The organism is Flavobacterium sp. AC267 (genome assembly GCF_979258715.1).
The window spans coordinates 4,904,846-4,919,040 of record NZ_OZ409875.1; the positions used below are offsets into that span (position 1 = coordinate 4,904,846).

16 protein-coding genes and 2 pseudogenes are annotated in these 14,195 nt (G+C 32.9%); 15 read left to right on the forward strand and 3 right to left on the reverse strand.

The window, feature by feature from the left end:
* Nucleotides 1-45 precede the first annotated feature (45 nt).
* The 13 genes from ACZZ95_RS26065 to ACZZ95_RS26125 all read left to right on the forward strand — a co-directional run bounded on the left by ACZZ95_RS26065 (nt 46) and on the right by ACZZ95_RS26125 (nt 8,782).
* Entirely contained in the window at nt 46-288 is a 243-nt protein-coding gene (locus tag ACZZ95_RS26065) for a hypothetical protein (protein WP_463471314.1), read from the forward strand.
* Complete coding sequence (locus ACZZ95_RS26070; protein ID WP_463471779.1) at nt 285-467, forward strand: DUF1801 domain-containing protein; 183 nt, start codon at nt 285-287, stop codon at nt 465-467. Before ACZZ95_RS26065 ends, ACZZ95_RS26070 begins: the two co-directional genes overlap by 4 nt.
* A 341-nt stretch (nt 468-808) precedes the next feature.
* Nucleotides 809-1,873 (forward strand): MBL fold metallo-hydrolase, encoded by a 1,065-nt coding sequence (locus ACZZ95_RS26075; protein ID WP_463471315.1) that lies wholly within the window; start codon nt 809-811, stop codon nt 1,871-1,873.
* 215 nt (nt 1,874-2,088) lie between these two features.
* Entirely contained in the window at nt 2,089-2,421 is a 333-nt protein-coding gene (locus ACZZ95_RS26080) for a lactonase family protein (RefSeq protein WP_463471316.1), read from the forward strand.
* A gap of 43 nt (nt 2,422-2,464) precedes the next feature.
* Nucleotides 2,465-3,214: a lactonase family protein gene (locus ACZZ95_RS26085; RefSeq protein WP_463471780.1), complete on the forward strand. Its 750-nt coding sequence runs from the start codon at nt 2,465-2,467 to the stop codon at nt 3,212-3,214.
* 148 nt (nt 3,215-3,362) lie between these two features.
* Nucleotides 3,363-3,887, forward strand: coding sequence for a GNAT family N-acetyltransferase (locus ACZZ95_RS26090; protein ID WP_463471317.1), 525 nt, complete (start codon nt 3,363-3,365; stop codon nt 3,885-3,887).
* A gap of 108 nt (nt 3,888-3,995) precedes the next feature.
* Complete coding sequence (locus tag ACZZ95_RS26095; protein ID WP_463471318.1) at nt 3,996-4,577, forward strand: LOG family protein; 582 nt, start codon at nt 3,996-3,998, stop codon at nt 4,575-4,577.
* Between the two features lie 86 nt (nt 4,578-4,663).
* Nucleotides 4,664-5,890 (forward strand): porin family protein, encoded by a 1,227-nt coding sequence (locus ACZZ95_RS26100; RefSeq protein ID WP_463471319.1) that lies wholly within the window; start codon nt 4,664-4,666, stop codon nt 5,888-5,890.
* A 344-nt stretch (nt 5,891-6,234) separates the two neighbouring features.
* Nucleotides 6,235-6,702, forward strand: a complete 468-nt coding sequence (locus tag ACZZ95_RS26105; protein WP_463471320.1) for an SRPBCC family protein — start codon at nt 6,235-6,237, stop codon at nt 6,700-6,702.
* An 86-nt stretch (nt 6,703-6,788) separates the two neighbouring features.
* Nucleotides 6,789-7,157: an iron chaperone gene (locus ACZZ95_RS26110; protein WP_463471321.1), complete on the forward strand. Its 369-nt coding sequence runs from the start codon at nt 6,789-6,791 to the stop codon at nt 7,155-7,157.
* Between the two features lie 31 nt (nt 7,158-7,188).
* On the forward strand, nt 7,189-8,088 hold the full coding sequence (locus ACZZ95_RS26115; protein ID WP_463471322.1) for a TlpA family protein disulfide reductase: 900 nt from the start codon (nt 7,189-7,191) through the stop codon (nt 8,086-8,088).
* A 9-nt stretch (nt 8,089-8,097) separates the two neighbouring features.
* Nucleotides 8,098-8,271: a hypothetical protein gene (locus ACZZ95_RS26120; protein WP_463471323.1), complete on the forward strand. Its 174-nt coding sequence runs from the start codon at nt 8,098-8,100 to the stop codon at nt 8,269-8,271.
* Complete coding sequence (locus tag ACZZ95_RS26125; protein WP_463471781.1) at nt 8,267-8,782, forward strand: 2'-5' RNA ligase family protein; 516 nt, start codon at nt 8,267-8,269, stop codon at nt 8,780-8,782. The genes ACZZ95_RS26120 and ACZZ95_RS26125 overlap by 5 nt, the downstream gene beginning before the upstream one ends.
* Nucleotides 8,783-8,898: 116 nt before the next feature.
* Here ACZZ95_RS26125 and ACZZ95_RS26130 read toward each other — a convergent pair whose 3' ends face one another.
* Both ACZZ95_RS26130 and ACZZ95_RS26135 read right to left on the reverse strand, forming a co-directional pair.
* Nucleotides 8,899-9,261 (reverse strand): VOC family protein, encoded by a 363-nt coding sequence (locus ACZZ95_RS26130; protein WP_095951744.1) that lies wholly within the window; start codon nt 9,259-9,261, stop codon nt 8,899-8,901.
* A gap of 16 nt (nt 9,262-9,277) precedes the next feature.
* Nucleotides 9,278-9,640, reverse strand: coding sequence for an SMI1/KNR4 family protein (locus ACZZ95_RS26135; RefSeq protein ID WP_463471324.1), 363 nt, complete (start codon nt 9,638-9,640; stop codon nt 9,278-9,280).
* Nucleotides 9,641-9,746: 106 nt separating this feature from the next.
* On the opposite strand from ACZZ95_RS26135, the gene ACZZ95_RS26140 reads away from it, so the two are divergent.
* Entirely contained in the window at nt 9,747-9,887 is a 141-nt protein-coding gene (locus ACZZ95_RS26140) for a hypothetical protein (protein ID WP_463471325.1), read from the forward strand.
* Between the two features lie 287 nt (nt 9,888-10,174).
* Here the strand turns inward: ACZZ95_RS26140 and ACZZ95_RS26145 are convergent.
* A pseudogene (locus tag ACZZ95_RS26145) lies at nt 10,175-12,265 on the reverse strand (cation:proton antiporter).
* Nucleotides 12,266-12,622: 357 nt separating this feature from the next.
* On the opposite strand from ACZZ95_RS26145, the pseudogene ACZZ95_RS26150 reads away from it, so the two are divergent.
* Nucleotides 12,623-14,052 (forward strand): annotated as a pseudogene (locus ACZZ95_RS26150) (L-serine ammonia-lyase).
* The last annotated feature ends 143 nt before the right edge of the window (nt 14,053-14,195 follow it).

A 14,195-nucleotide genomic window follows, 5' to 3' on the forward strand; every position in this document is an offset into this window, starting at 1 on the left:
TCTTAATTGTTAATTGAGCCCGATATTGACTTCAAAAGCTTAAAAATGGCAAAAAATAAAACTACCGAAACCCAGCAAAATGTAACTGATTTTATTACTACAGTTGAAGACAGCGCAAAAAGAAATGACGCTTTTGAACTCGTAAAAATTATGCAGGAAACCACAGGTTTTGAACCGAAAATGTGGGGACCAAGTATTGTTGGTTTTGGGAGTTATCATTATAAATATGACAGCGGACACGAAGGCGATGCACCTTTAGCGACTTTCTCCCTAGAAAAGCGGCTATAACAGTTTATTTTTATTTACCAGAAGAAAATAGGGACGAACTTTTATCGCAATTAGGAAAACACAAATCTTCTAAAGCATGCATTTACATCAAAAAATTAACTGATATTGATCTTGAAATCTTAAAAAAAATAATTTCACGTTCAACTGAATACACTCTAAATTTATATCCTCCAAAATAAAATGAATAAACTGTTTCTGTCAAATGCACTTTCAATGAGCTCACAGAATGAAATAGATGATTTTGTATTAGAAAGTTTTTGTATATTAATTATAATTACAACTTTGATTTTAAGTATTTATAATAGAAAAAAAATTTATAAGTTTTTTTCAGAAATTGAAACTTATAATAATCTTCCAAATATTAGATTGTATATAGCCTTACTTTTGTTTACTATCGGCATATCAGTATTTCTATATCGATTTTTCAGTAGACTTTTTTCCTAAAACATTCCAGTATTAAAAATTTTTATACTCCATAAAATGATTCCATTCTTAATCCTAGTATTTCTAATTGCACTTCTTGTTTACAAATTTCTGCAGAGATCCAAAATTTGGAAAAGCACCTTCCGGCGAAAGATTAACTGCCATACAGCATTCGCCTCAATACAAAAATGGAAAATTCGAAAACCAGAATTTTACGCCAGATCTTGCCGAAGGCGCCTCTTTTGTGGGAGTTCTATTTGAATTCTTTTTCAAAAAAGTGGCTCGAAAAATCCCAACTGATTTGATTCCTTCTGTCAAAACCAATTTAAAGGAACTTTCTCTTACTGAAGATATTTTAGTTTGGTTTGGGCATTCGTCTTATTTTATTCAGCTTGAAGGAAAGCGTTTTCTTATTGATCCTGTTTTCAGCGGTAACGCCTCTCCTATTCCCGGCACGACAAAATCGTTTAAAGGATCTGATATTTATACGGTTGATGATCTTCCAGAAATTGATTATTTATTGATTACACACGATCATTATGATCATTTGGATTATGAAACGATTCTAAAATTAAAACCTAAAACTAAAAAGATAATTACGGCACTTGGTGTTGGTTCGCATTTTGAATTCTGGGGTTTTCCTGTCGCAAGTATTATCGAAAAAGATTGGTACAGCAAAATCGAATTAGATGAAAATCTAACACTTCACACCGCACCTTCCCGACATTTTTCGGGTAGAAGTTTTAAACGATGCAATACGCTTTGGACTTCTTTTATTCTAGAAACTAAAGATTTTAAAATGTATTTGGGCGGAGACAGCGGCTACGATTCCCATTTTGCTGAAATCGGTGCCAAATACGGCCCTTTTGATATTGCATTAATCGATAACGGTCAATACAACGAGAAATGGAAATACATTCATAACATGCCCGAAGATGTCATAAAAGCAATGAAAGATTTAAAGGCTAAAAGAGTATTCCCTGTACATTCTTCTAAATTTGCATTATCGCTTCATGCTTGGGATGAACCACTTATCAGAGTAACAGAATTAAATTCAAAATCTGAAACTCCGATCCCTTTAATTACACCAATGATTGGTGAAACTGTGGAACTTAAAAATGAGAAACAGGAATTTAAACAATGGTGGAAAGGGGTTAATTAATGGTTAATTGTTAATTGTTGATTGTTGATGGTTTGAATATCCAAAATGTCACCCCTGACAACGTGAGCTCAACTTGAAACCTGAAACCTGAAACAAAAACTAACTTACAAATGCAACTTTGCGAACTTTGCATTTTATAAGCGCACCAGTTTATAAAATCATAGCGCCCTTTGCGGTTAAATTCTCTCCCTGAACATAAACCTGAAACAAAAAAAATGAAACAAAAAATATACTATTTCGCCATTACATTCCTTTTAACATGTAATCTGTTTTCGCAAAATACCTATGTGTTTTTAGGATCGTATAATCGGGATAAGGAAGCAGAATCTATTCAGGTTTATCAGCTGGATACTTTAAACGGAAAATTGACCAAATTCACTTCGGTTAAAAACATTATTAATCCTTCGTATTTAACGGTTTCTCCAAACGGGAAATATGTTTACGCCTGTACAGATACTAAAACTCCAAATGCGGGAAGCATCAGCAGTTTTGAGTTTAATCCAGAAAACAAAAGTCTGACTTTTTTAAACAGTCAGAGGAGCGGCTGACGAAAATCCGGTTTATGTTACGGTTCATCAAAGTGGTAAATGGATTGCAAATGCTAATTACACAGAAGGAAGTGTTTCTGTTTTTCCAATTTTAGAAAATGGAAAAATCGATTCTATTGCACAGAATTTTCAATATCTGGACGGAAGTGTAAATAAAGAAAGACAAACTAGGTCTCATGTGCATTCGGCGCTTTTTTCTCCTCAATTTGATTATTTGTTTCTGCCCGATTTAGGAGCTGATAAAATACGGACTTATGCCTTTGATGAAAATCAGAGAAAGCCTTTAATTGAGACTAAAAATCCTTTCTTAAAAACTGATCTTGAAGCTGGACCAAGGCATTTTACTTTTCATCCAAATCAAAAATTTGGATATTGTATTGAAGAAATGGCGGGACAAATAAGTGTTTACAATTATAAAAACGGCGTTTTAAATAAAATCCAGCGTATTGCCACACATCCTGATAAAATAAAAGAGGGTTTTGAAAGTTCGGACATTCACATTTCTCCAGACGGAAAATTCCTTTATGCCACAAACAGAGGCAGAGAAAATAATATCGCTATTTTTTCCATTGACGAAAATGGTCTTTTGAAAAATATTGGTTATCAATCGACTTTAGGAAAACATCCAAGAATTTTTGCCATAGACGAAAGCGGGAAATTTTTGGTTGCCTCGAATGTACTCACTGGCAATGTAATTGTTTTTAAAAGAGATGCTAAAACAGGATTGCTAAAAAAAACAGGAAAAGAAATTAAAATGGAAAATGTTTCCTGCGTGCAGATTAAGAGGATTTAATATTTTTTCACGCAGATTAAGCAGATTGACGCAGGTTTTTATATTTTAAATCGAAATTAAATCTGCTCGAATCTTTCTGAATCTGCGTAAAAAACCCTCTCAATTCTTTAATCTGAGTTATAAAAACTAACTATAAAACTTTAACAAAATGACAACGCCATATTTCAATTTACAACCCGACCTTCTTGAAGATGAAATCGTAAAGTTGATTCCGTTAGAAGAGAATCATTTTGAGGAATTGTTTAAAGTCGCTTCAGATCCTTTAATTTGGGAACAGCATCCAGCAAAAGACAGAAGCAATCGAGATGGTTTTAAAACCTTTTTTGATGCTGGAATAAGTTCTAAAGGTGCTTTTTTAATTTTAGACAAACAGACCAATGAAATTATAGGAACTACACGTTATTACGATTACAAACCAGAAAACTCGAGTATTGCAATTGGGTATACTTTTTTGGCGAGAAAATTTTGGGGCAGACCTTATAATAAATCCTGTAAAAAGCTTTTGATTGATTATGCTTTTCAGCATGTAGCTTCGGTAATGTTTCATGTTGGAGCAGAAAATTTCCGTTCGCAGAAAGCTGTTTTAAAACTGGGAGCTGAAAAAATAAATACCATGGTAGTTACGAATAATGGTGTAAATTTGCCGCACTTTGAATATGAGCTAAAAAAGTAAAACTAAATTTGAGTTTGCAGTGGTCAGTTATAAGTGGTCAGTAAATAGCCATTGAGTGACAGTGCACAGGTAAACTTTATTTTTTAATTTTAATTTCCCAACAAACAAATGAATAGAATTACAGTTTTCTGTGCCTCAAGTTTTGGTACTGAAAAAATTTACGAAGAACAAGCAATTGCATTAGGCAGAACTTTAGCCGAACAAAATATAGAATTAGTTTACGGAGGCGCAAATGTTGGATTAATGGGTGCTGTTGCAGATGGAACTTTAAACGCTGGTGGAAAAGTAATTGGCGTTCTTCCCAACTTTTTAAGATCAAAAGAAATTGCACATCAAGGTTTAACCGAATTAATTTTGGTTGAAAGTATGCACGAGCGCAAAACGAAAATGAATGATTTATGTGATGGCGTAATTGCTCTTCCTGGCGGTTTTGGAACTCTTGAAGAGCTTTTCGAAATGCTGACTTGGGCGCAATTGGGACTTCATAAAAAACCAATCGCCGTTTTAAACATCAATGGGTTTTACGATTCGCTTTTAGAATTGCCGCAAACCATGACAGAAAAAGGTGTTTTGAAAGAAGTAAATCAAAAAATGCTTTTGGTAAGTGATAACATCGAAGATTTATTAGACCAAATGAAAAATTATACGGCACCAACCGTTGGTAAATGGATTGATAAAAAAGAGGTTTAAAGGCATTTACAAATTAGTTCATTGTAGTAAAAATATTTCATATATATTTGCGAACAAACCAAAAACTAATTAACCTAAAATCCCAAATGAAGAAAAAATTACTAATCTGCTTACTGTTTATTTTAAGTTTCCAAGCCTTCTCTCAAATTACATTTGAAAAAGGATATTTTGTTGACAATAATGATAAAAAAACAATTTGTTTAATTAAAAACATTGATTGGAACAACAACCCAACAGAAATCCAATACAAGCTCGATGAACAAGATCAGCCGATCACGATTTCTACACAGCAAATAAAAATATTCGGAATTGACAATCAATCCAAATACGAGCGATTCACTGTAGATGTAGATAGATCTAGCCAAATAATCAGCAACATGAGTTATGATAAAAATCCAGAATTTAAAAAAGAAACTTTACTTCTAAAAGTTTTACTGGAAGGGAAAGCAAGTTTATTTGAATATAATTCAAGCGACAATACACAGTATTTTTTCAAAACAGAATCGTTACCAATCACGCAGTTGATTTACAAATCGTATAAAACTTCTGAAGACCAAATTGCACAGAACAAACAATACAAACAGCAATTATGGATGGCTTTAAAATGCGAAAATATTGCTATTGGTGATGTAGAAAAAATAAATTACAAGGAAAAAAGTCTGTTAAAATTTTTTATTAAATATAATGAATGCAACAATTCAGATTATACCAATTTTAATTTTGAAAAAAAGAAAGATTTATTTAATCTAAACATCAGACCAGGAATTACAAGTTCAGCGATATCGGTGAGTAATACCACCGTTGCAACAACCGATTTTAATAGAGATTTTGACAGTAAAATAGGATTTAGATTAGGTATTGAAGCAGAACTTATTTTGCCCTTTAATAAAAACAAATGGGCAATAATCTTTGAACCGACTTACATAGGAGGCTACAAGGCTGAAAAATCTGTTGCAGATTCAAAAACAAAGGAAGAATTAAAAGGAAACATTCAATACAATGCTATTGAATTGCCAATTGGAGTACGATATTACATGTTTCTAAATAGTAATTCTAGCCTTTTTGTGAATGTGCAAGGTGTTATGGATCAAGCTATAAATTCAAAGGCTTATATAGAATATTCTTCACAAATGAAGGCCAATCTTGAACCAAAAGCCAAGGGAAGCTTTACTTTGGGCGCTGGTTACAAATACAAACAAAAGTACAGTGTGGAATTTAGAACTAATTTTGGAAAGAATGTTCTTGTAAATTATAAGGATTGGAATTCTGATTATAAATCGTTCACTTTAACATTTGGATATTCGTTACTTTAAAAGACTTTCAATAACATTAATAAAAGAGCTTTACAAAAAATTTGTAAAGCTCTTTTTACATTACACTACCTAGTCCAAAAACATGAAAAAAAATGAGCTTTTCATTATATCTAATTGCTCTAATCTCATAACTTAGGGTTGACAAATATTTCTGAACCGCCAGTTGTAAAAAGTGGTTCTATCAAAACGAATTCCCTTAATTTATTGATTGGCCATACTTTTAATTAAATTTTCACATATTAACTACAGCAATTTCATAATTTAGAGGTCAGAAGAAAAAATTTGCAATTTCAGGTGTAGAATAACGTTTTACACCTGAATCATACTATCTAACCTTCAAACAAATGAAAACAGAAAACAACAAATTTGCAAAAGCCGAAATGCTGATTCGAAAACCAGTTTCAGAAGTTTTTGAGGCTTTTATAAATCCGCAGATCACAAGTAAATTTTGGTTTAGTAAAGGTTCTGGAAATCTGGAAGAAAACCAATCGACAGAATGGACTTGGGAAATGTATGGTTTTTCGCTTATGGTTAAAACTTTGGTTTTACAAGAAAATAAAAAGATCGTAATTGAATGGGGAAATCCAGATGAAATCACTTTAGTAGAGTGGTTTTTTAGTCCGTTAAACGAACATGAAACTTTTGTAAGTATTACTAATTCAGGTTTTCACGGCGATACAGACAAAATAATCGATCAGGTCCGCAATTCTACAGAAGGTTTTACATTGGTTTTGGCTGGTGCAAAAGCGTATTTAGAACATAAACTACAGCTGAATTTAGTTTTGGATCGATTTCCAAAAGGTCTCGCATAATTTTAGTTTCATTTTATTTTTGTTTCAAGTTTCAAGTTACTGCAGAGAACCTGAAACTTGAAACTTGAAACCTTAAACAAAACCGCATGGAAACAAAGAAACCCGAAAACATAGACGAATACATTGGCGGATTTCCGAATGACGTTCAGGAAATTTTGGAGAAAGTTAGAATGACGATTCAGAAAGCGGCGCCCGATGCTCAGGAAAAAATCAGCTATTCGATGCCGGCTTTTGAGCAAAACGGAATAGTTGTTTATTTTGCGACTTTTAAAAATCATATCGGACTTTATGCGTCGCCTAGCGGGCATGAGGCTTTTGCAGAGGCACTTTCTAAATATAAATCTGGCAAAGGTTCTGTTCAATTTCCATTGAAAGACAAAATGCCTTATGATTTGATTACGAAAATTGTAAAATTTAGAGTCAAAGAAAATCTCAAAAAAGCGAAAAAGAAATAAATTTACTAATTGTATATTTTAACCACTGTCTATGAAAATCCTAAACTACTTTTTTATTGTACTTTTAGCCTTAACAAACACTTTCGCCTTTGCACAAAGTCATGAAGAGATCGAGAAAATGATTGTTGAACTGCACAAACCAACAAAAAAGATTCAGGATTCGATAGTTAAGTCGCAAATTGAAACTAATTCGAAAATTGAAATTGAAAAAGATTCCGTAATCAAAGAACAGCTAAAACTTCGGCTTGATAGTTTATATAATGCTAAAGATGCTAACGCAATTAATGAGTTAAAATTAGATTTTGTTTTTGCTGAAAAACATCCAAATTCTTTGGCAGTATTACAGTTGATCAAAAGACATATGAGTCGTTTTATCGGCATGAATTTTTACGATACTTATGCTGGTGTTTTCCAAAATTTTTCTCCTGAAATTAGAAATTCTGAAAAAGGAAAAGAAATGGAAGAGAAATTAAAATACTTTAAACAAAGTAAAGTAGGAAGTATTGCACCCAACTTTAGTTTAAAAGATATCGATAACAAAACCATTTCGCTTGCCGATTTTAAAAATAAAAAATACATTTTAATAGACTTTTGGGCAAGCTGGTGCGGTCCTTGCAGAGAAGAACTTCCGTACATCAAAGAATTATATAAAAAATACCATGATCAGGGATTTGAAATTATAAGCATTGCAAAAGATGATAAAACAGATCTTTGGAAAGAAGCCATTTCAAAAGAAAAAATACAAAGCTGGAAACATATTTTCGTACCAAAAGATAATGCAAGTATTATTAATGATTATTTCGTTAACGGCATCCCACATAAAGTTTTGATTGACAAAAATGGTGTTATAATTGGAAAATGGAAAGGAAGCGGAGAAAACAATAAACAGGATTTACAACAGCTTTTAAAATCTATTTTTGAAGCCGAATAAAACAACGAAATGAATCTAACCGAACATTACAATCAACTTTACAAAACATCATCTGAAGCAATTTCGGAAGGAAAATATGCAATCGATTCGGAGCTTAAAAATGAATTTGATTCTCGTTTTGGGATTACGGCGCTTGTTCGTCCAAGCGATGAAGTAAAAGCCAATATGCGAGCATTTCATTGACGAATTAAAGAAAGTAGAACCTGAGCAGTATTATTATCCAGATTCTGATATTCATATTACGGTGATGGGGATTATTTCTTGTTCGGAGGAATTTAATTTAAATCAGATTTCACCAAACGAATATATTGAAGTGATCTGCCGAAGTTTGGTTGAAGTAAATAAAATCAAAATTCATTACAAAGGCGTAACTGCTTCTCCAGTTGCAATTATGATTCAGGGATTTCCAAGTGATGAGACTTTGAATAATTTGCGAAACAGACTTCGCGAAAATTTTAAAAAATCAGGATTACAGCAATCTATAGACAGTCGATATACTATTTCTACTGCACATTCTACCATAATGCGTTTTCAGGAAAAACTCCAAGATCCGAAGAAATTAATCCAAATCGCTGAAAAATTCCGCGATTATGATTTTGGAGAATTTGAAGTAAAAAGTATAGAATTAGTATATAATGATTGGTATCAGCGTAAAAGTACAACGCGGGTTTTGGGTGATTTTGGATTGAGATAATTTTTTTTTTGCCACGAATTCCACAAATTGGCACTAATTATTTAATTCAACTAACAAGTAATACAAATTCGTGAAAATTTGTGGAATTTGTGTCAAAAAATCAAATCTTTATATTTTTATTTGAACTTCCCGAAATGCCATAAAACACCAGACGGATCATGCAGAAAACATTCGCTTCCCCAGTCTAAATAGTGAATTGGAGTTAATTTTACGCTTTCGTATTTTTCAGGAAGATTTAAAGCCTGAAGTTCCTTATAATAAAGCTCGACATCATCAACTTCTATAAAAATCATCGTGTTATCAATCCAGTCTTTAACGTAAGCATCTTGCAGGTAAAATGCAATTTCATTGGTTTTAAAAACAGACATTTTCGCATCTAAAACTGTTTCTTCAAATCCTAAATCGCGATAAAAACTTCTCGAAATTTCGAAATCTTTAGAACCTATAAATGGTCGGATTGATTTTATTTTGTGATTCATTTTTATAAATTTAAAATTACAAAAACCATTCTATTCTTTTATCAAGTCGGTTTAGAAAATCTGTAAACGAACTTCCTATTTCAACATGGTATGCTGAATTCAAATCTGTAAAGGGAGAGAGAATTATTTTCTCAGCACTATTTTCATCAAAATAAATTCCGATAAACTCACCACTTCCGTTTGTTCCGATGGCTAGTGTTTGCGGTAACTGTTCAAATATATGATATTCTAAATTTGCATCAATTATTTCTTCTAAACTCCAAAGTTTTATAAACTCAACTCCAATGAACTGATCAATTCCTAAATAATTCTCTACATAAAAAACATAATCTTTTGGAAGATCAAATTTTAAATGCGTTTGAATATCTTCAATTTGCATAGACGATTTTGACTCCCTTTTAGAAAAATCATACTTTCTTAAAATCTCAATCAAAACTTCCATTTACTACAAATTTATATCATTATAAGAAATTAAAAACCATTTGTTGCCAATCAATTTAAATTGTCTTTCTACTTCAAAACCACTGTCTGGTATCCAAAATCTTTCTGTAACCAAAGTATCTGTTTTTACTAAAGAATGCTGGTATTCTCCAATTTCTGATTTTTCAGCAACAGGAATCGCTTGAAACTGCCAATTCTTTCTGTTCCAATTGTATTGTTCAAAACCCGAAACATGTTTTCCTTCAATAGGAAAATCAACTCTTGAAACCTGAAAAATAGAATCTGAATGAAATTTTTTATTGAAATCCGCAAAGCTTTCAACTGCTCGCTATTACTTCTTTTTTTTCTGATTTCTTAACAGGCAAATTTGGAACAGATTCTTTTTCTATATCATTCTTTTTACAACTTAAAAAAACGAGAGATAAAATTAAAAAAATAAAGGGTTTACAATATTTCATTAGAAACAAAATAATTAATTCTTCTTCAAAATACTTCCTAAACCACGACCAATCTGCTCAATTGCTTCGATACCTTTTGCTAAAGGCGATGCTGTAAAATCTTCGTAGGCATCCATCGCACTTTCTTTACGATCGTCCTGTGGATAAACCAATATTACATTGTTATCATTAAAATATTTTTCAAATTTATGAGGCAGTTTATCAAAAATCGATTGGTAGGAAACAGAACCTTTTCTGGACAAATTGAAAACTACTAAATCCGTTGGTTTTATCTCGTCTGAAATAGCTTCAAAATCTTCCCAGTCCATTACGCTTTTAAAAGCAAGTTTTGCATTCAATTTTAAAACATTAGCAATCTGTTGAATAGCTTGATGCGTTTTATATTCGGCATAAACCACAATCGGAATACTTAATTCCTGAGACAAACGACAGATTTTCTGAAGCAGTACTTGAAAACCAATTCCCCTTTCTGAAAACGGCGGGCATACAAAAACCAATCTTTTTTCTTCAATAAAGTTCTTTTGGAAACGGCAGATGAATAAACTTTTATCCACATTATTAATAATGGAATCGACGTTTTCTCCAAAGATTTTATCGATAAACCCTGTTTTTCTCGGCCATCCGACAATCACAATATCCGACATAATTTCTTTCGAAGTTCTTGCAATTCCACTCGCAGGATTATGATCAATTCTGGCAATAGTATTAATTTTTACTTCTGAAGCAGAAGCTTGAACTACAAATTTATCAACTGCTTTTCTGTATTTTAATATATTCTTTTCCGCTTGTCCGTTATTCGGAACAATTGTTAACAAAGTAACTGGATTAGACGATTTTTTATCTTTTATCAATAAGGCAAAATCCAATAAAGTGGTCGCGCCGAAGTTTTTGCCAGCGGAATCAAAATATGCTCGTCCAAAATTAAATCTCGTCCTGTATCTTTAGGTGAAATTTCTTCTTCGCAGATCGCTATTTTTTTTGTCGCTTTTTCAGTAGCAAATGAAGCGACGATACATGTAATCAGAATTAAAATAATAGTTCCGTTTAAGATATTTTCGTCTAATATTTTTGCTTTAAATCCAACCAAAATTACGGCCAGAGTTGCTTGCTGCGTGCGCACTGCTCAACCCGAAAATAAGTTGTCTTTCGGTTTTGGTATATTTAAAAACAACCTGAGTAAAAAATGCGACAATCCATTTTCCAAAGATTGCGACAACACTTAAAGTTCCCGCCACAATTAAAGCTGTTGGTCCGCTTAAAATAACGCTCACATCAACCAGCATTCCTACTGAAATCAAGAAAAACGGAATAAATAACGAATTCCCGATAAACTCAATTCGGTTCATCAAAGCAGACGAATGCGGAATTAAAGGATTCAATGCCAAACCAGCAACGAATGCGCCAATAATAGGCTCTACTCCTGCTACTTCGGCCAAAAAGGCGCCGAAGAAAACAACAGAAAGCACAAAAATATAATGGGCGTGTTTTTCACTTTCCAATTTTTTGAAAAACCATTTTGCAATTCTTGGAATAACCAGAAACATAATCGCAGAAAAAATAGCCAATGAAACACCGAGTTTAATCCAAAAAGCTTGATTTAAGTTCCCCTGACTGCTTCCCATAATCACGGCAAGAATAATCAAAACCGCAGTATCTGTCAAGATAGTCCCTCCGACTGTAATGGCAACGGCTTGATTTTTTGCAATTCCGAGTTTACTTACAATTGGATAGGCTACCAATGTATGTGTAGCAAACATACTAGCAGTTAGAAAACTGGCGTTAAAGTCGTATTGTAACAAATAAAAACAAACTGGAAATCCTATTGAAAGTGGCAGAATAAAAGTAAAAAAACCAAATAATAAACTCTTGTTTCGATTGGCTTTAAACTCATTCATATCCAATTCTAGACCTGCAATAAACATGATATACAAAAGCCCGATTGTCGAAAATAAGTCGACTGCTGAATTTTTTGCCAGAATATTTAGTCCATGCGGACCGATGATAACACCCGAAATAATCAGTCCGATAATTCCTGGGATGTTGATTTTTTTTAGTAAAATCGGCGAAAGCAGGATTATAAAAAGGATCAAAGAAAAAATTAACACGGGATTGCTAAGCGGTAATTCGAATTCTTGTAATAGATGTTTGAAAAAATTCTATCATATTGTAACTTTATCTTCTTGTGGTATTCCTATTTCTAAAAGACATTTTCAGAATTAAAATAAAATCCCTGAAGCATTAATAATTGGAAAGGATCGTGCTGTTTTTTACAGCTTGATTTACTACAAAAATACCTAAAAAACACGAACTTTCTACGAAAACTGCATATTAAGGATTTAAATTTATTTCGTTGCCGAATTATTAATATTTAATATTTATTTTAACAAATACGCAAGATTAACATTCAAAAATAAATCATCATTGCATTATTCAATTATCTTTGTCTTAACAAAAATTGAACAATGGAAGAATGTATCTCTGTTTTTGATATGCTTAAAATTGGCGTTGGCCCTTCAAGCTCACACACTTTGGGACCTTGGCGTCTTGCGGAACGCTTTCTGGAAGAGTTGAAAGACGAAGCAATTTTAGAAGATATTACAAGAGTAAAAGTCGATTTATACGGTTCTCTTTCTTTGACAGGAAAAGGGCACGCAACAGATTTAGCAGTAATGCTCGGATTGAGCGGTCAAGATCCCGAATATATTCCGGTTGAAGACATTGCTGGAATTATCAAAAAAATCGAAACGACAAATGAAATCAATTTGGGAAACCAAAAAAAGATTCCGTTTTATTTTCTTCAAGACATTGTTTTCAATAAAGATTTTCTTCCTTTCCATGCAAATGGATTAAAATTTACTGCTTATAAAGGAGATAATTCCGAATATGAATCTACTTTTTATTCTATCGGAGGAGGTTTTGTAGTCAAAGAAGAACGCACAAATGCCAAGCTGAAAGAAGTTATCAAATGTGCTTTTCCTTATCCTGTTCAAAATGCAGCTGAGTTGTTGAATTATACTATTTCTGAAAATAAATTGATTTCTGAAATTGTATATGAAAATGAAATTTCGATGCGCCCTGAAGCCGAAGTGCATTCAGAATTAATGCGTATTTGGAATACGATGCTCGAATGCATGTATATTGGCTGTCATTCTGAAGGAATACTTCCAGGCGGACTTAACGTTCGCAGAAGAGCTTTTGATATGCACCAAAACCTTATCGGATTATCTAATTATACTGATCCGCAAAGCTGGCTGGAAGAAATTAGAAAAACCGAAGTTAAATTTCGCCAGATTCTAAAATGGGTAAGTTGTTTTGCACTTGCCGTGAATGAAGTAAATGCGTCTTTAGGCCGAGTTGTTACGGCACCTACAAACGGAAGTTCGGGTGTAATTCCAGCGGTTTTAATGTATTATCTGGTAATTGAAAATCATAATGCGGGCGAAAAAGAAATCAAGCAATTTTTAATGGTTGCGGGCGAAATTGGCAGTATTTTCAAAAAAGGATCTACGATTTCGGCGAGCAATGGGCGGTTGTCAGGCAGAAATTGGTGTTTCGTCTTCAATGGCGACAGCAGCTGCTCTGCGAATTAATGGGCGGAAGTCCTGCGCAGGTTTTAATGGCGACTGAAATTGCAATGGAACATCATCTTGGTTTAACCTGTGATCCTATTGGCGGCTTGGTTCAGATTCCTTGTATTGAAAGAAATACGATGGGAGCGATAAAAGCGATAAATGCCGCAGAACTTGCTTTGGAAACTGATTCAAAAAATGCTAAAGTTCCTTTGGATAAAGTAATTAACACAATGTGGGAAACGGCAAAAGATATGAATTCAAAATATAAAGAAACCTCAGAAGGAGGACTTGCAATTGCTGTAAATATGGCTGATTGTTAAAATGTTTTTTTTGCTAAAGATTAAAAGGATCAAAATTATTTTTCACTCAGATTTAGCAGATTAGGCAGATTTTATTTTAAATTTAGAATAATAAATCTGCGTAAAAAAAAATAAAAAATCTGTAAAAATCTTTTTAATCTGTG